Genomic DNA, 16,521 nt, shown 5'->3' with positions numbered 1-16,521 from the left:
CGTACCCAGGGCCGGGCCGGACCCAGGGCCGGGCCGGACCCAGGGCCGGGCCGGACCCAGGGCCGGGCCGGACCCAGGGCCGGGCCGGACCCAGGGCCGAACCATGACGGGGTCGGGCCCAGGGCCGAACCATGACGGGGTCGGATTCGAGGCCGAACCAGGACCGGACCGGACCCAAGGCCGAACCAGGACCGGGCCGGACCCAGGGCCGCACCGAAGTCAGCGCCCGGCCGAGTAAGGCCAGGGGATGATTCGTTTACGACATCAGCTCCAAAGCGTGCCCGACCCAGACGTTCACCCCGACGCCGAGCCGTCCGCCGCCGCCGAATCGGCAACACAAGGAGCCACGTCAGGGCGCTCGGACCGCTTCCAGGGCCAGGAGAGCTACGTGAAGGGACAGGGCGGCCTCTACCGAGTCGAGGTCCACGTCGAGGATCCGGGCGATGCGGGCCAGGCGTTCGTAGAAGGCCGGTCGGGACAGGTGGGCGGCGGCGGCCGCGGCGGACTTGTTACGACCCTGCTCCAGGTAGGCGCGCAGGGTGTCGAGCAGCTGCTCCCGGGGGTGCCGGGCGTCGTACTCCAGCAGCGTCCCGAGTTCGCGTTCGACGAAGGTCTGCAACCGGGGCTCGTCGCGCAGCAGGTGCAACAACCCCGCCAGACCGACGTGGGGTAGCCGGAAGATCGGCAGGTCGCGCCGGTCCCGGCGGGCCGCCTCGGCGATCTGCCGCGCCTCGACGAGCGACCTTCGGGCCTCCCGCAGGCTCCCCACACCCGATCCGGCGGCGACGATCACGGCAGCCGGGCCGGCACCCCGGGCCGGGTCGACACCGGCGGTGGACGCGCGGCCGGTGCCGGCGTCGAGGCGTACCCGATGAAGGGCGCTGGCGAACGCGGACAGCGCGCGGTCCTCGGCGGCCGGGTCCGGTAGGGCCAGCAGCGCGCCCACCGAGTGGTCGTCGACGGCGCTGGTCAGTGCGGTCAGCTTCGCCTCCCGCACCGCCTGCCCGACTGCCTCGGCGAGATCCCGCAGCCGGGCCTGGGCGGCCTCGGGGCCGACCTCCCCGGCGGCGTCGTCGGCGCGGTGCCGGACCATCACGCCGACCAGGTGACGCCGGTCGAGCACCACGCCGAGCGCCTTGGCGCGCAGCCCCACCTCGTCCACCGGGCGGGAGTGGTCGAGCAGCGCGGTGAGCAGGGTGCGGTGGATCTGCCGTTCCAGGCCCTCGGCGTCGCGGCGGATCAGCCGGCCCAACGCGAGGGTGGACGCGGCCCGCTCGATCAGGATGGTGAGCCGGGTGGGTGGGCCGACGGTCGGTTCGCCGGCCTGGGCGCTGGGCACGTCCCCGCTGGCCGGCCAGCGCAGCAGCAGCCGACCCCAGTCCTGCCCCCGGGCGCCGACGGTGGTCACCAGCCAGCCGCTGTCCAGGTCGTACGCGGTCCGCCCGGCCGGGCGGATCCGGCGAGAGTGCTGCTCCCAGCCGTCGAGCAGCAGTTCGGCGCTCTCGCCCGCCGGGTCGTACCCGAGCACCTGCCGGGACAGGTTCTCCAGCACGACCGGGCAACCCGACAGCTCGGCGGCCTGCCTGATCACCTCGGCGGTGTCGGCGCCTTCGACGGAGAGGTCGTTGAACCGTTGGTGGATCTCCTCGGTGGCGCGCAGCTCGGTGAGCTGCGCGTCGACGATCAGCGCGTGCACCGCCTCGGTGATCCGGACGAACGGGGTGGCCCGGCGCAGCTCCACCAGCGGCAGCCCGCGCCGGTCGGCGGCGGCGGCCATCACCCGGGGCACCCCGCTGAGGTAGCGGCGGCCCAGCTCGACGACGAGCCCGGACACGCCGACGTCGGCGAGGTCGCCGATGAAGGCGCGCAACCCGGCGTCGTCCGCGGGCAGGCCGATGCCGGTGGTGAGCACCAGTTCACCGCCGCCGAGCAGGGTGGCGATGTCCGGCACCTCGGCCACGTGCACCCAGCGGACGGGTCGGTCCAGCCCGTCGTCCCCGGCGACCACGCGCGGCGCGCCGTGGCGGACCGGGTCCAGGGCGAGGATCTCACGGACGGTAGGGAACACGGCCGACACGCTACCGTCCGTGACGCCGGAACTCGACTTGCCGCCGCGGGCCGGGACCGCCGGGCTCAGTCGACGCCGAACTCCATAGCGGCGCGGTCGAGCGCCTCGTCCTCCGGCGAGGCGACGCCCCGGGAGGCGATGGCTTCCGCGCCGCCCTGGGGCATGGCACCGATCAAGCCGGTCGAGGCGGCCTGCGCGGCCCCGATCATGCGCTGCGGGTTGCCGCCGCCGACCAGGCCGAGGGAGGCGTACTGCTCCAGCTTCGACCGCGAGTCGGCGATGTCCAGGTTGCGCATGGTGAGCTGGCCGATCCGGTCCGACGGGCCGAACGCCGAGTCCTCGGTACGCTCCATCGACAGCTTGTCCGGGTGGTAGCTGAACGACGGGCCGGTGGTGTCCAGGATCGAGTAGTCCTCGCCCCGGCGCAGCCGCAGCGTCACCTCGCCGGTGACCGCCGTGCCGACCCACCGTTGCAGCGACTCGCGCAGCATCAGGGCCTGCGGGTCCAGCCAGCGGCCCTCGTACATCAGCCGACCGAGGCGGCGGCCCTCGTTGTGGTAGTTCGCCAGGGTGTCCTCGTTGTGGATGGCGTTGACCAGCCGCTCGTACGCGTAGTGCAGCAGCGCCATGCCGGGCGCCTCGTAGATGCCCCGGCTCTTGGCCTCGATGATCCGGTTCTCGATCTGGTCCGACATGCCCAGACCGTGCCGGCCGCCGATGGCGTTGGCCTCCAGCACCAGGTCGACGGCGCTGCCGAACTCCTTGCCGTTGATGGTGACCGGGCGGCCCTGGTCGAAGCCGACGGTGACGTCCTCGGTCGGGATCTCCACCGACGGGTCCCAGAACCGGACACCCATGATCGGGTTGACGGTCTCGATGCCGGTGTCGAGGTGCTCCAGGGTCTTGGCCTCGTGCGTGGCGCCCCAGATGTTGGCGTCGGTCGAGTACGCCTTCTCGGTGCTGTCCCGGTAGGGCAGGCCGCGCTCCAGCAGCCACTCCGACATCTCCTTACGCCCACCCAACTCGGTGACGAAGGCGGTGTCGAGCCACGGCTTGTAGATGCGCAGCATCGGGTTGGCCAGCAGGCCGTAGCGGTAGAACCGCTCGATGTCGTTGCCCTTGAAGGTCGAGCCGTCGCCCCAGATCTGGACGTCGTCGGCGACCATCGCGCGCACCAGCAGGGTGCCGGTCACGGCCCGGCCCAGCGGGGTGGTGTTGAAGTACGCCCGCCCGCCGGTGCGGATGTGGAAGGCGCCGCAGGTCAGCGCGGCCAGGCCCTCCTCGACCAGGGCGGCGCGGCAGTCGACCAGGCGGCCGAGTTCGGCGCCGTAGCTGAGCGCGCGACCGGGCACCGACGCGATGTCGGGCTCGTCGTACTGGCCGATGTCGGCGGTGTAGGCGCAGGGAATCGCGCCCTTGTCGCGCATCCACGCGACCGCGACGGAGGTGTCGAGGCCGCCGGAGAAGGCGATGCCGACACGTTCGCCCGTGGGCAGGGAGGTGAGAACCTTGGACACGGGGAAAATTATGCAATAGAACGCATGGCCATGCAAGCCGAAGGGTCTACTCGCCGCCGAAGGGCGGGTCGTCGCGGCCCAGCTCCCAGAACGCCACCGCCGCCGCGGCGGCGACGTTCAACGAGTCGACGCCACGGCGCATCGGAACGACCACCCGCACGTCGCTGGCGGCCTGGGCCGCCGCGGTGAGGCCGGGCCCCTCCGCGCCGAGCAGCAACGCCGCCCGCTCCCGCTGCGCCGGGGTCAACAGCTGGATCGGTACGGCGTCCGGCGCGGGCGTCATGGCGAGCACCGTGAAGCCGGCCTCCCGCACCTGGTCCAGGCCCCCGGGCCAGCTGTCGAGCTTCGCGTACGGCATCGCGAAGACCTCACCCATGCTGACCCGGACGCTGCGCCGGTACAGCGGGTCGGCGCAGGTCGGCGAGAGCAGCACCGCGTCGACACCGAGCGCGGCAGCCCCCCGGAAGATCGCGCCCAGGTTGGTGTGGTTGTTCACGTCCTCCAGGACGACGACCCGGCGCGCGGTGGCGAGCACCTCGGCCGCCGTCGGCAGCGGCCGGCGGTGGAACGACGCCAGCACCCCCCGGTGTACGTGGAAGCCGGTGGCCCGTTGCAGCACGTCCTGGGTGGCGGCGTAGACCGGCGCGTCGCCGGTGTCCAGATCGGCGAGCTGGTCGATCCGCTTGGCGTCGACCAGGTACGACCGGGCCGGGTAGCCCGCGCGCAGCGCCCGGCGCAGCACCAACTCCCCCTCGGCGATGAACAGGCCGTGCGGTGGTTCCCAGCGGGTGCGCAGCTCGACGTCGGTGAGCGCCCGGTAGTCGGCGATCCGGTCGTCGTCAGGGTCGGTGATCTGGTGTACGGGCACCGGACGATTCTGCCGGACGCGGGGCAGCGCGCTCCGACGCCCGCGCGGCGGGGTGTTTTGTCCGAAGAAGAAGGGGAATGACCGGCGGAGTATCGGACTCGACGGGAAGGACCAGCCAGGTGAGCGCAGACCACACGGCACCCGGCGAAGTGGGTGCCCTGCCCCGGCGCCCGACCGTCGCGGACCACATCGTGTCGCGGCTGTTCAGCTGGGGCGTACACCGCTACTTCGGCTATCCCGGCGACGGCATCAACGGCATGACCTCCGCGCTGCAACGCACCAACGGGCGGGCCCAGTTCATCCAGGTCCGCCACGAGGAGACCGCCGGCTTCGCCGCCTCCGCGCACGTCAAGTACGGCGGCGGCCCGCTGGGCTGCGCGCTGGTGACCAGCGGACCGGGCGCGATCCACCTGCTCAACGGCCTGTACGACGCGAAGCTCGACCACCAGCCGGTGATCGCCCTGGTCGGGCACACCGCGACCACCGCCGAGGGCGGCGGCTACTACCAGGAGGTGGACCTGCTCGCCCTCTACAAGGACGTGGCCGCCGCGTTCCTGGCCCAGCTCGACAACCCGGCGCAGGTACGCCACCTGGTCGACCGGGCGTGCCGGACGGCGCTGGCCCGGCGTACCGTCACCGCCCTGGTCCTGCCCCTGGACATCCAGGACGAGCCAGCCGTGCCCAACCCGCCGCACGCGCACGGCTACTACCAGACCAGCAACGCGCCGAGCAGCACGCCGACGGTGCCACCGGAGGCGGACGTACGCCGGGCGGCCGAGGTGCTGCGCGGCGGGCAGCGGGTGGCCATGCTGGTCGGCCAGGGTGCCCTCGGCGCGCGCGACGAGGTCCGCGAGATCGCTGACCGGCTCGGGGCCGGCGTGGCCACCGCGCTGCTCGGCTTCACTGCCGTCGACCATCGCGAGCCGTGGGTGACCGGCGCGATCGGGCTGCTCGGCACCCGACCCAGCTGGCAGCTGATGAGTGGCTGCGACCGGCTGCTCATCGTGGGCAGCAACATGCCGTACTCGGAGTTCTACCCGCCGCCCGGACAGGCCCGCGCGGTGCAGATCGACCTGGACGGCACCCAGCTCGGGCTGCGGTACCCGACCGAGGTGAACCTGACCGGCGACGCCCGCCCCACCCTGCGGGCGCTGCTGAACGAGCTGGGCCCCGGCCCCGGGCCGACCGCCTGGCGGGCGGAGGTCGCCGAGGCCACCTCCGCGTGGCGCCGGGTGCAACGCGACCTGGCCGAGCAGAGCGCCGAACCGGTCAACCCGCAGTTGCTCTTCCACACCCTGAACGAACGGCTACCCGACGACGTGCTGCTCGCTGTCGACTGCGGCACCACCACCGCCTGGTACGCCCGGCACATCCAGGTACGCCCCGGGATGCTGGCCAGCCTGTCCGGCACGCTGCTGTCCATGGGCGGTGCCATGCCGTACGCGCTGAGCGCCAAGTTCGCCCACCCGGACCGACCGCTGGTCGCGTTGATCGGCGACGGCGCCATGCAGATGAACGGCGTCAACGAGCTGATCACCGTGGCGAAGTACTGGCGCAGCTGGGCCGACCCGCGCTTCGTGGTGCTGGTGCTCAACAACCGGGACCTGGCGTTCGTCAGCTGGGAACAGCGCTCCACCGAGGGAACGCCGATGTTCCCGGACAGTCAGCAGTTGCCGGACATCGCCTACCACCAGTGGGCGGAGGTGCTCGGGCTGCACGGCGAACTGATCGACTCACCGGAGCAGGTGCGCGACGTCTGGGACCGGGCGCTCACCGCCGACCGACCAGTGGTGATCAACGCCCTGGTCGACCCGGCCGAGCTGATGCTGCCCCCGCACTTCACCGCCGAGCAGGCCCGCAACACCGCTGCGGCGGTGCTGCGCGGCGACACCGACTGGGCCGGCATCATCCGCCGCGGCCTCCCCGCCACCCTGGCCAGCTACCGCCCCCGCCGCCGCGAACGCTGAGGCGTCAGCCTCGGCGGTCCAGCCAGCGTTGCAGGGCTGAGCGGGGGTCCTGGGTGGGCTCCTGGCGGTCGGGGACCGCTGGGCGCTCCACCGGGCGGCGTGGTTCGCCGGCCAGCTCCTTGCTCGGTGCGGCGAACGCCTTCTCCGGCTGGCCCTTCACGGCGGTGGCGATGACCCGGGCGACCGCGTCGATCACCTTGGCCTGCACCGCCGACCCCACCGAGTCGGCCGGGTCGTCCGGGTTGGCGGCGATACCGGCCACCGCGACCTGCGGGGTGAAGCCGACGAACGTCTCGGTGGAGTTCTGCTCCGAGCTACCCGTCTTACCGGCCACCGGCCGGCCGTCGAGGATGTCGTCGACGTCGGTGGCGGTGCCGCCGTTGCACTGCCCGAACGCGGACTGCTGACCCACCGGGCAGCGCGCCGCGTCGGTCGCGGCGCGGGCGACGTCGGCGTCGAGAACCCGCTTGCAGGAGGGCTGCCCGACCGGCACCTTCGCACCGTCCGCGCCGGTCACCGAGACCACCGGCAGCGGCGTGCAGTAGGTGCCCTCGGCGGCCACCGTGGCGTACGCGTTGGCCAGGTCGAGGGGGGTGGTGGCGGCCACGCCGAGGGTGAACGAACCCCAGTTCTTGGCGTTGTCCGTGGCGAAGGCGGCATCCGAGTCGGCACGGAAGGTGATGCCGAGCCGCTGCGCCATCTCGACCACCTTGTCCTGGCCGACCTGTTCGGCCAGCCAGACGAAGTAGGTGTTCACCGAGCGGCCGAAGCCGTCCCACATCATCCGGTACCCGTCCATCCAGTCCGGGTTGGCGTTCGCCGGGCACCAGCGGCCGTCACAGCTGCCCGGCCCCTCGGCGGCGTACCGGGTGGGCAGCTTGGCGGGAGCGTCGAAACCGGTGGAGAGGGTACGGCCCGACTCCAGCGCGGCGAGCATGGTGAACAGCTTGAACGTCGAACCCGCCTGGTACCCGTCGACGCTGGCGCCGCCGGAGATCAACGGGTTGACGGTGTGCGGGTAGTTCGCCTGCCCGGCCGGGTTGTCGGCGAGGCTGTAGTGCCGGTTGACCGCCATCGCCAGCACCCGCCCGGTGCCGGGCTGGACCGCCGCGATCGGCAGGGCGCGCTTGTTGTCGTAGGAGTAGACCTTGGTGGCCTGCTGCTGCGCGGTGGCCTGGATCTTCGGGTCCAGCGAGGTGACCACCGTGTAGCCGCCGGAGCGCAGCGCCTGCTCGCGCTCCGCGACGGTGGCCCCGAAGGCCGGTTGGGTCAGCCACCAGCGGCGCAGGTAGTCGCAGAAGTAGCCCCAGTCGTCGTGGCCCTGGGAGACGGCGGTGCAGCCGTTGGGCTGTGCGGTGGGGCGCAGGGCCAGCGGCTCGGTCTTGGCCTGGGCGGCCTGCGCGGCGGTGATCGCGCCGGTGGCGACCATCGAGTCCAGCACGTACGACCGGCGGGCCAGCGCCTGCTCCTTGTCCCCGTCGATCGGGCTGTACGCGTCCGGGGACTGCACCAGACCGGCCAGCAGTGCCGACTCGTTGAGGGTCAGCTGCGCCGGAGATTTGCCGAAGTACCGCTGGCTGGCCGCCGCGATCCCGTACGCACCGGAGCCGAAGTAGGCGATGTTCAGGTACCTGTCGAGGATCTCGTCCTTGCCGAGGCTCTTGTCCAGCGCGCTCGCGTACCGGATCTCCTGGATCTTGCGACCGACGGTCGGGTCGGTCGCGGCGGCGCGCTCCTCGGCGGTGCGGGTCGGGTCGGTCTTCAGCACGTTACGGACGTACTGCATGGTCAGCGTCGAGCCGCCCTGTTCGGTGCCGCCGCCCTTGACGTTGGCCACCAGTGCCCGGGCGAGGCCGCGCAGGTCCGCGCCACCGTGGTCGTAGAAGCGCCGGTCCTCGGCCGCCACGATCGCCTGCCGCATCACCGGGGCGATCTCGGACAACGGGACGTCGGTGCGGTTCACGTCGTAGAACGTGGTGATCAGCGTCTTGCCGTCGTTGGCGTACAGGTACGAACGCTGCGGCGTGGCCGGGGTCTTCAGCGAGGCCGGCAACGCGGCGTACGACCCGAGCGCGGAGCGGGCGGTGAGCCCGAGCAGCAGGTTGCCCGGCAGCGCGGCGACGGCCAGGACGAGCCCGGCCAACACTCCGGCGAGCAGCACGGTGAACAGCCGCGACAGCGGCGAGCGGGGGGCGGCCATGCAACCCAGGATTGCCACAAAAACCGCCAACCGACCACCCCCAGAGCCCGATTGTCACCAACTTCACGGCCCCCCACCAGCCAACCCCCAGCCAGCGGCTGCCTCCCCGCTCCCCGCTCCCCGCTCCCCGCTCCCCGCTCCCCGCTCCCCGCTCCCCGCTCCCCGCTCCGATGATCATGGGGTTAGCGGGAGGTTTGATCACGGAATCGCCCGTCAACCTCATGATCACCGGAGCTGGCCGAGGTCCGGGGTGGGGCTGGCCGGGGGTTAGGGGTTGGGGTTGGGGGTGCTGAGGCTGGCGGAGGCGGCGTCTCTGGCGGTTTCGCGGGGCATCAGGCGGCCGGAGCGGTAGCCGATGCCGATGCCGGCGATCAGCACGAAGATCGCGCCGAAGGTCTGGAGCGACCCGATCAGTGCCCCGCCGAGGCCGAGCAGCGGCGCGGCGATGATCAGCATGACGCCGTCGCCGAGGCTGAAGGTGCCCGAGCGGGCCACCGCCCACCCGGTGAGGAACCAGCCCGCGCTGTAGAACGTCGCGCCGAGCAGGACCAGCGACCGCGCGGTGGTGCCGAAGACCGGTGTCTGCTCTTCGAACCCGGCGAACGGCAGCATGAGCACGGTGCCGGCGATGCTGACCAGCAGCCCGGCGGCGGCCACCCGGCGGCTGCGGGTCGCGGCCAGCAGCCCGGTGAGCGCCAGCAGCGCGAGCAGGCCGAGCCAGACCGCGGCGACCCAACCGATGAGGTACACCGCCTGGCCGTCGGCCGGATAGGGGTCGTTGCCCACCCCTCCGTCGCTGGCCATCGCCACCGCGCCGTAGAGGATGGCGTACGCGGGCAGCAGCCAGACGGCCGCCCGGGCGAACCGACGCACTGACCAGGCCCAACTGGCGTTCGTGGCGGGGGCGCCCGGGGTCGGCTCGCCGACGAAGGGCAGTACGCCGAACCCGCCGCCGCTGCGCCGGGAGCCCAGCGGGGCGACCGGGTCGTGCGCGCCGGGCACCGGGGCCGAGGACCACATCCGATTCGCCGGATCCTTCATGCGTCACCTCGCTCGTCGTCGAGCGGTGCACCGACGCGCCGGGGCGCCCCGATTGCCTGGTCACCACCCGTCCTAGGACCGATGGTGGCAGGCGTCGGAGCGCCCCATGAGTCTTTCTCGCATTTAGCCGGCCGGGTGGCCGGTGTCCTGCGTCAGCCGCGCTCGCGCTGGTCGGCCGGGTCCTCGGTCAGGCTGGCCGGAGACACCGGCTCCGGGGCGGGCAGCCCCTGCGGCTTGTTGCCGCCGGTGGCCTGCGCCTCGGCGACGCGTACCTCGTCGTGGATCTGCTGGGCGGCGGCCGCCGCGGCCTGCGCCGCCTCCGCAGCCTCGCGCTCCACCTGGCTCGCGTGGTCCGCGGCCTCCGGTGCGGGCAGGTCCCCCACCATCTGGCTCAGCCCACCGAGCGCGCCACCCATGCCCTCCAGGGCCTTGGTCAGTTCGGCCGGGACGATCCAGACCTTGTTGGCGCTGCCCTGAGCGATCTGCGGCAGGGCCTGCAGGTACTGGTAGGCGAGCACCTTCTGGCTCGGGTTCGCCTGGTGGATCGCGTCGAAGACCGTACGGATCGCCTTCGCCTGGCCCTCGGCCTGCAGGATCCGGGCCTGCCGGTCACCGTCGGCCCGCAGCACCGCCGACTGCTTCTCACCCTCGGCGGTGAGGATCTGCGACTGCTTGTGCCCCTCGGCGGTCAGGATCGCCGCGCGGCGGTCCCGCTCGGCGCGCATCTGCTTCTCCATCGAGTCGCGGATGCTGGCCGGCGGCTCGATCGCCTTGATCTCGACCCGGGTCACCTTGATGCCCCAGCGGCCGGTGGTCTCGTCCAGCACACCCGAGAGGTGCCGGTTGATCTCGTCCCGGCTGGTCAGCGCCCGCTCCAGATCGAGCGAACCGATCACGTTACGCAACGTGGTGACCGTCAACTGCTCGATGGCCTGGAGGAAGCTGGAGATCTCGTAGGTCGCCCGGACCGAGTCGACCACCTTGAAGTAGAGGACAGTGTCGATCGAGACCACCAGGTTGTCCGAGGTGATCACCGGTTGCGGCGGGAAGCTGACCACCTGCTCCCGCATGTCGACCTTGGTACGCACCGCGTCGATGAACGGCACCAGCAGATTGAGGCCGGGGCTGAGGGTGCGCTTGTACTTGCCGAGCCGTTCCACCACATCCTGGCGCTGCTGCGGCACGATCCGCACCGCCTTGGCCAGCGTAATCACGGCGATCAACGCCACCGCGATGATCAGCACACCGATGACCGTCATCCGTTCACCCTCTCGCTTCCGGCAGCTCGCCGGCGGAAGAAACATCGTCCTGCCACACCAGGGCTGTCGCGCCCCGGACCTTTATCACCCGAACCCGTTGACCGGGCTCGAAAGTCTGCGTCGTGTCATACGGTCGGGCCGTCCACAGTTCCCCGTCGATCTTGACCAGGCCGTGCTCGGCGTCCACCCGTTCCAGCACCAGCGCCGTGGAGCCCTCGATCGCCTCCACGCCGAACGGCTGCTCGCCGCTCTCCAGCGCGGAGCGGCTGTGCCGCCGGATGACCGGTCGAACCACCAGCAGGCTCAATGCCGACACCACCGCGAAGACCAGTGCCTGCACGGCGACCGGCGCCCCCAGGGCGGACGCACCGGCAGCGGCGAACGCACCGGCTCCGAACATGATCAGAAATAGCGTCGTCGTGAAAATCTCGGCGACCGCCAGCACCACACCCAAAACGATCCACACCACGGCGTCCACACCGCAAGGGTGACACGTTAATGCACGAGCAGCCCACCCGTGATCATCAGTAGGCTCGGCGAAACGATCGCCGCCCACCGAATCCACCGGCCGAACGAGGAGATCCCCGTGACTCTGCTGCCCGCGACCGCCCGACAGATCGACACCCAGGTGGCCCAGGCGCAGATCGACGGTCGTACCCCGTCACTGGTGCTGGGCGTGGTCCGCGACGGCGCGCTGGTCCACCTGGCCACCGCCGGCGAGCACCCCCGCCCGGACGCCGATCTGCAGTACCGGGTGGGCTCGATCAGCAAGACGATGACCGCCACCTTGATCATGCAGTTGCGTGATGCCGGCCAGCTGTCCCTCGACGACCCGCTGGAACGGCACCTGCCGGGCACCGCGGTGGGCGCGCTCACACTGCGTCAGCTGCTCGGGCACGCCAGCGGCATGCAACGCGAACCCGAGGGCGACTGGTGGGAGCGGAGCGCGGGCACCGACCTGGCCGGGCTGCTCGACGGGCTGAACGCCGACAAGATCGCCTATCCGCCGCACACCGCCTACCACTACTCCAACCTGGCGTACGGGCTCCTCGGCGGCCTGCTCGAACGGCTCACCGGAACGCGGTGGGCCGACCTGCTCGACGAACGGGTGTTCGGCCCGCTGGGAATGCGCCGCACCACCTACACGGCCACCGAGCCGTACGCCCGCGGCTACGTCGTCCACCCCTGGCACGGCACGTTGCGCGAGGAACCCCGTACCGACACCGGCGCGATGGCCCCCGCCGGGCAGCTCTGGTCGACGATCGAGGACCTGGGCCGCTGGGCCGCCTTCCTGGCCGACCCCGACCCGTCGGTGCTGGCCGCCGGGACGCTCACCGAGATGTGCGCGCCCGTGGTGATCAACGATCTCGACTCCTGGACCGGTGGGCACGGGCTGGGGCTGGAGCTCTACCGCGACGGCGAGCGGGTGTACGTCGGGCACGGCGGCTCGATGCCCGGGTACGTGGCCAGCCTCGTGGTACACCGACCCACCCGTACCGCCGTTGTCGGCTTCGCCAACTCGTACGGCTTCCCGATCACCGAACTCGGTCGCCGGGTGCTGACCAGCGTGCTGGACGCCGAGCCGGCGCTCCCGCAGCCGTGGCGGCCGGCCGCCGCCGCGCCCGGTGCCGACCTGGCCGAGCTGAGCGGCCGCTGGTGGTGGATGGGCCTTCCGCTGGATCTGCGCTGGGACGCGGGTGACCTGGTGGCCCATGTCCGTGGTGAGCGGGTGAGCCGGTTCACCGCCGAGGGGCCGGACCGCTGGCGGGGACGCTCCGGCCCGGAGAACGGCGAGATCCTGTCGGTGCTGCGCGACGACAACGGGCGGGCGACGGCTGTCGACATCGCCACCTTCGTCTTCACCCGCAGCCCGGACGAAGCCCCCTGAGCCAGCCGCCGACAGGGCCGGGCGGCGGCGGAGCCGGGCGGCGACAGGGCCGGCCGCCGGCGGGGCCGGGCGGTCAGGGGGTCTCGGTGACGAAGTCGATGAGGCGTTCCATGGCGTTGATCAGGGGCGTTTCCACGTCGGCGAAGCTGTTCACCCGGGACAGGATGTGCCGCCACATGTCGGCCGGCTCGGCCACCCCGAGGGCCGCGCAGACCCCTTCCTTCCACGGCCGCCCCGGCGGCACCACCGGCCACGCCGCGATGCCCAACGCCGCCGGCTTGACCGCCTGCCACACGTCCACATAGGGGTGGCCGGTCACCAGCACGTACGGCGAGTCGACCCGGGCCACGATCCGGCTCTCCTTGCTGCCAGGCACCAGGTGGTCGACGAGGACGCCGAGCCGTCGGGTCGGGCCGGGGCCGAAGTCGCGTACGTCGGCGTCGAGGGCGTCGATGCCGTCCAACGGCTCCACGACAACGCCCTCGATGCGCAGGTCGTCACCCCAGATCCGCTCGACCAGGGCGGCGTCGTGGATACCCTCCACCCAGATCCGGCTGGCCTTGGCCACCTGGGCGCGGACGTTGTCCACCGCCACCGAGCCGGACGCGGTCCGCCGCCGGGCGGCCGGCACCGGCGCGCGGGTGGGGCGGCGCAGCGTGACCGGGCGGCCGTCGAGCAGGAACGCCGCCGGCAGCAGCGGGAAGTTGCGCCGCTTGCCGTGCCGGTCCTCCAGCACCACGGCACCGGCCTCGAAGCCCACCACCGCTCCGCAGAACCCGGAGTCGGCGTCCTCCACCACGAGGTCCGGTTCGGCGTCCACCTCGGGGGTGACCTTCCGCCGTCGCCAGTCCCCCGCCAACACGTCCTCGCCGTATCGCCCCGCCATGTCGATCACGCTAACTCCCGCGCCATCACCCCGCCCTCCGACACACCGCCCCACCTCGTCCACCCGCCACCACCGCGGCGATCACACAGTGGATTCGAGGCGACCCAGGTCGCTGTCGACCGGTGCCGGCCAGACGGATTCCTCGCCTCCGCCGCGGCCGGTCACGGCCAGCAGGACGCCTGGCGTCCACCGGGGTTGGGCGCTGGCATTGCGCGCACGGTCGCTCCTGGGTGAGTTGGTGTTGGCCTGCCGTTCTGGCATGCTGCATATGTGGAACTTGGTTCCGCTAAAACATACGGAACGAGGTTCCGTTTTCCCCAAGGGATGTGACGGAGGCAACGGTGGCCAGCACCGGGACAGATCCCGCGCGCAAGCAGCGGGCGGATTCGCTGCGCAACCAGACGGCGCTCCTGGAGGCGGCCGCCGCCGCGTTCATCGCCTCCGGGGTCAACGCGCCGGTGCGCGACATCGCCGCCAGGGCCGGCGTCGGGGTCGGGACGATCTACCGCCACTTCCCGACCCGCGCCGACCTGATCGTCGCGGTGTACCGACACCAGGTCGAGGCCTGCGCCGAAGCCGGCCCCGTGCTCCTGGCGCAGAGCGCCACACCGCACGCCGCCCTGGCCAGTTGGATCCACCTCTTCGTCGACTTCCTGGTCACCAAGCACGGTCTGGCCGAGGCGATGCGGTCCGACGACGCCGCCTTCCAGACGCTGCACGCGTACTTCCTCGACCGGCTCGTCCCCGTCTGCGCCGACCTGCTCGCCGCCGCCAGCGCGGCGGGCGAGATCGTTCCCGACATGAACCCCCTGGTCCTGATGCAGGGCATCGGCAACCTCTGCATCGGCGCCGACAACCCCGCCTACGACGCGCGTCTCATGGTCGACGTGGTCATCGCCGGCCTACGGGTGCATTAGCGGCCGGAAAGACCCGCACCCCGGACCGTGCCGCACGCGGGATCGGGCGAAGGGGGCAGTTCGGGGCACGCAGGGCGGCCGGAGCGGCAGTCGAGACAGGGCCGGTCGTGACCACGTACCCTTTCGGCATGTCCACCCCCGCAACGGGCGCGGCCACACTCGCGCCGCGCCGGTCGAGCCGGTTCGTTGCCTGGGTGCGCGCGTGGCGCGCCGGGTTGGTGCCGTACGACGAGGTCGCCGACGCCATCGCCGGCGACGAGGAACATCTCGTTGCGGACGCCCCGGGCACCTGGACCGACGTCCCGCTGGGTTCCGCGCTGCCCACCCTGGCCAAGCTCTCCCCCGACGAGATCCGCCTGGTGCTGCCCGCACCCGGCGACCCCCGGGGTCTGCCCGGCCCCGGCGACTTCGCCGGCGCGGCGCTGGTAGCGGGTGAGGCGGTGGTCGCCGGCGGGCTCGGGTTGATCCCGGAGGTCCGCTCGCACACCTCCGGCTCCGGGGACTGTTTCGAAACGGTGCTGTGGCGGGTGTACCCGCTGCCGGCCAACGCGCCCGCCGCGTCGCTCTCGTTGCCCGGCGCCGCCGAGGCGGAGGCCGAACTGGCCGCCGCGCTGGCCGAGACGACCGCCGCGCTGACCCGCCTCGACGTCGCCCAGTGGCGGCCCGAGCTGGCAGGCGCGCTGGCCGCGTTGCGCCGCCCCGACGGCACCACCGACCTGCCACCAGGGTTCGACCCGAGGGCCCGCCGGCTCTTCGCCCGAGCCGCGGTGCTCGACCGGGTGCTCGCGCTGGCCGGGCACTCCGCGCCCGGCGGGGCGATCAACAACTATGAGGCGCAGCAGCGCGACGCCGCGCTGCGTCCGCTCACCGCCGCCTGCCGCCAGGCCCTGGTGGCCGCCTGCAACGCCCCCCTGCGCCCCTGACCGCCCCCTGACCGACGCGTTACCGCCCGGGACCGCCCGGGGACCGACGCGTTACTGCCCGGGACCGACGCGATACCCCTCATGATCATGCTCGAACATGGATGTAGTGGCCTCCGGCTCCGCCGGTGACCCCTACATCCTGGTTACAGCGCGATCATGGGGGCGGCGCGGCCCAGGAGCGGCGCAGCGCGGCCGCAGCGAGGTCAGACCTCGTCGAGGAGGTCTGCGACCGAGTTGATGATCCGGGAGGGGCGGTACGGGTAGCGCTCGGCCTCGGTGCGGCTGCTGATCCCGGTGAGCACCAGGATGGTCTCCAACCCGGCCTCCAGACCACACAGGATGTCGGTGTCCATCCGGTCACCGATCATCGCGGTGCTCTCCGAGTGCGCGTTGATGGTGTTGAGCGCCGAGCGCATCATCATCGGGTTGGGCTTGCCGACGAAGTACGGCTCCACCCCGGTCGCCTTGGAGATCATGGCGGCGACCGAGCCGGCGGCGGGCAGCGCGCCCTCCACGGACGGGCCGGTCACATCCGGGTTCGTGCAGATGAACCGGGCGCCGTCGTTGATCAGACGGACGGCCTTGGTGATCGCCTCGAAGCTGTAGGTGCGGGTCTCGCCGAGCACCACGTAGTCGGGGGCGAAGTCGGTCAGCACGTAGCCGACGGCGTGCAGGGCTGTGGTCAGCCCGGCCTCACCGATGACGTACGCGGTGCCACCCGGCCGCTGGTCGGCGAGGAACTGGCCGGTGGCCAGGGCCGAGGACCAGATCGACTCCTCCGGCACGTCCAGCCCCATCCGGCTGAGCCGGGCCGTCAGGTCGCGCGGGGTGTAGATCGAGTTGTTGGTCAGCACCAGGAACGGCTTGCCGGAGGCGCGCAACCGGTTGATGAACTCGGGCGCGCCGGGCACCGGCTGGCCCTCGTGCACCAGCACGCCGTCCATGTCGGTCAGCCAACTCTGCACGGGCTTACGGTCATGCATGATG

The 16,521-nt window shown here is 72.1% G+C and carries 13 protein-coding genes; 4 read left to right on the top strand and 9 right to left on the bottom strand.

The features are described from left to right. Positions 1-349: 349 nt before the first annotated feature. The 3 genes from AB0C03_RS16630 to AB0C03_RS16620 all read right to left on the bottom strand — a co-directional run bounded on the left by AB0C03_RS16630 (position 350) and on the right by AB0C03_RS16620 (position 4,480). Positions 350-2,068: a PucR family transcriptional regulator gene (locus AB0C03_RS16630; protein ID WP_455644282.1), complete on the bottom strand. Its 1,719-nt coding sequence runs from the start codon at positions 2,066-2,068 to the stop codon at positions 350-352. A gap of 65 nt (positions 2,069-2,133) precedes the next feature. Next, positions 2,134-3,585: an argininosuccinate synthase gene (gene argG / locus AB0C03_RS16625; RefSeq protein ID WP_030337757.1), complete on the bottom strand. Its 1,452-nt coding sequence runs from the start codon at positions 3,583-3,585 to the stop codon at positions 2,134-2,136. A gap of 46 nt (positions 3,586-3,631) precedes the next feature. Further along, complete coding sequence (locus tag AB0C03_RS16620; protein ID WP_245233776.1) at positions 3,632-4,480, bottom strand: TrmH family RNA methyltransferase; 849 nt, start codon at positions 4,478-4,480, stop codon at positions 3,632-3,634. A gap of 92 nt (positions 4,481-4,572) precedes the next feature. Here AB0C03_RS16620 and AB0C03_RS16615 point away from each other — a divergent pair, with 92 nt between their 5' ends. Continuing rightward, a complete protein-coding gene (locus AB0C03_RS16615) occupies positions 4,573-6,420 on the top strand; it encodes a thiamine pyrophosphate-requiring protein (protein ID WP_357637519.1) in 1,848 nt (615 codons plus the stop codon). Between the two features lie 4 nt (positions 6,421-6,424). Here the strand turns inward: AB0C03_RS16615 and AB0C03_RS16610 are convergent, their stop codons facing one another. From AB0C03_RS16610 to AB0C03_RS16595, 4 genes are all read right to left on the bottom strand, one after another. Continuing rightward, complete coding sequence (locus AB0C03_RS16610; RefSeq protein ID WP_030337754.1) at positions 6,425-8,620, bottom strand: transglycosylase domain-containing protein; 2,196 nt, start codon at positions 8,618-8,620, stop codon at positions 6,425-6,427. Positions 8,621-8,887: 267 nt separating this feature from the next. Then, positions 8,888-9,661 carry a hypothetical protein gene (locus AB0C03_RS16605; RefSeq protein WP_030337790.1) on the bottom strand — a complete coding sequence of 258 codons (774 nt, stop codon included), beginning with the start codon at positions 9,659-9,661 and terminating at the stop codon, positions 8,888-8,890. Between the two features lie 152 nt (positions 9,662-9,813). Continuing rightward, positions 9,814-10,920 (bottom strand): SPFH domain-containing protein, encoded by a 1,107-nt coding sequence (locus tag AB0C03_RS16600; RefSeq protein WP_030337791.1) that lies wholly within the window; start codon positions 10,918-10,920, stop codon positions 9,814-9,816. 4 nt (positions 10,921-10,924) lie between these two features. Next, positions 10,925-11,398 (bottom strand): NfeD family protein, encoded by a 474-nt coding sequence (locus AB0C03_RS16595; RefSeq protein ID WP_210865353.1) that lies wholly within the window; start codon positions 11,396-11,398, stop codon positions 10,925-10,927. Between the two features lie 108 nt (positions 11,399-11,506). Here AB0C03_RS16595 and AB0C03_RS16590 point away from each other — a divergent pair, with 108 nt between their 5' ends. Beyond that, entirely contained in the window at positions 11,507-12,808 is a 1,302-nt protein-coding gene (locus AB0C03_RS16590) for a serine hydrolase domain-containing protein (protein ID WP_030337793.1), read from the top strand. A gap of 73 nt (positions 12,809-12,881) precedes the next feature. On the opposite strand, the gene AB0C03_RS16585 is transcribed toward AB0C03_RS16590, so the two are convergent. After that, complete coding sequence (locus AB0C03_RS16585; RefSeq protein WP_030337794.1) at positions 12,882-13,694, bottom strand: DUF3097 domain-containing protein; 813 nt, start codon at positions 13,692-13,694, stop codon at positions 12,882-12,884. A gap of 341 nt (positions 13,695-14,035) precedes the next feature. On the opposite strand from AB0C03_RS16585, the gene AB0C03_RS16580 reads away from it, so the two are divergent. Both AB0C03_RS16580 and AB0C03_RS16575 read left to right on the top strand, forming a co-directional pair. After that, a complete protein-coding gene (locus AB0C03_RS16580; RefSeq protein ID WP_030337795.1) occupies positions 14,036-14,611 on the top strand; it encodes a TetR/AcrR family transcriptional regulator in 576 nt (191 codons plus the stop codon). 128 nt (positions 14,612-14,739) lie between these two features. Beyond that, positions 14,740-15,534 (top strand): Rv1486c family protein, encoded by a 795-nt coding sequence (locus tag AB0C03_RS16575; RefSeq protein ID WP_030337796.1) that lies wholly within the window; start codon positions 14,740-14,742, stop codon positions 15,532-15,534. A 203-nt stretch (positions 15,535-15,737) separates the two neighbouring features. Here AB0C03_RS16575 and AB0C03_RS16570 read toward each other — a convergent pair whose 3' ends face one another. Further along, on the bottom strand, positions 15,738-16,517 hold the full coding sequence (locus AB0C03_RS16570; protein WP_030337797.1) for an HAD-IIA family hydrolase: 780 nt from the start codon (positions 16,515-16,517) through the stop codon (positions 15,738-15,740). Positions 16,518-16,521: the final 4 nt, after the last annotated feature.

The organism is Micromonospora parva (assembly GCF_040649675.1).
Taxonomy (GTDB): Bacteria; Actinomycetota; Actinomycetes; order Mycobacteriales; family Micromonosporaceae; genus Micromonospora; species Micromonospora parva.
The sequence above is the reverse complement of the archived record's forward strand: the minus strand, read 5'-3'. Positions and strand labels throughout refer to the sequence as shown.

What these genes read in the sequence shown, in the direction of transcription:
- AB0C03_RS16570 (WP_030337797.1), bottom strand. Translation starts at nt 16,517, where the DNA reads ATGCATGACCGTAAGCCCGTGCAGAGTTGGCTGACCGACATGGACGGC.
- AB0C03_RS16600 (WP_030337791.1), bottom strand. Translation starts at nt 10,920, where the DNA reads ATGACGGTCATCGGTGTGCTGATCATCGCGGTGGCGTTGATCGCCGTG.
- AB0C03_RS16585 (WP_030337794.1), bottom strand. Translation starts at nt 13,694, where the DNA reads ATGGCGGGGCGATACGGCGAGGACGTGTTGGCGGGGGACTGGCGACGG.
- AB0C03_RS16610 (WP_030337754.1), bottom strand. Translation starts at nt 8,620, where the DNA reads ATGGCCGCCCCCCGCTCGCCGCTGTCGCGGCTGTTCACCGTGCTGCTC.
- AB0C03_RS16575 (WP_030337796.1), top strand. Translation starts at nt 14,740, where the DNA reads ATGTCCACCCCCGCAACGGGCGCGGCCACACTCGCGCCGCGCCGGTCG.
- AB0C03_RS16605 (WP_030337790.1), bottom strand. Translation starts at nt 9,661, where the DNA reads ATGAAGGATCCGGCGAATCGGATGTGGTCCTCGGCCCCGGTGCCCGGC.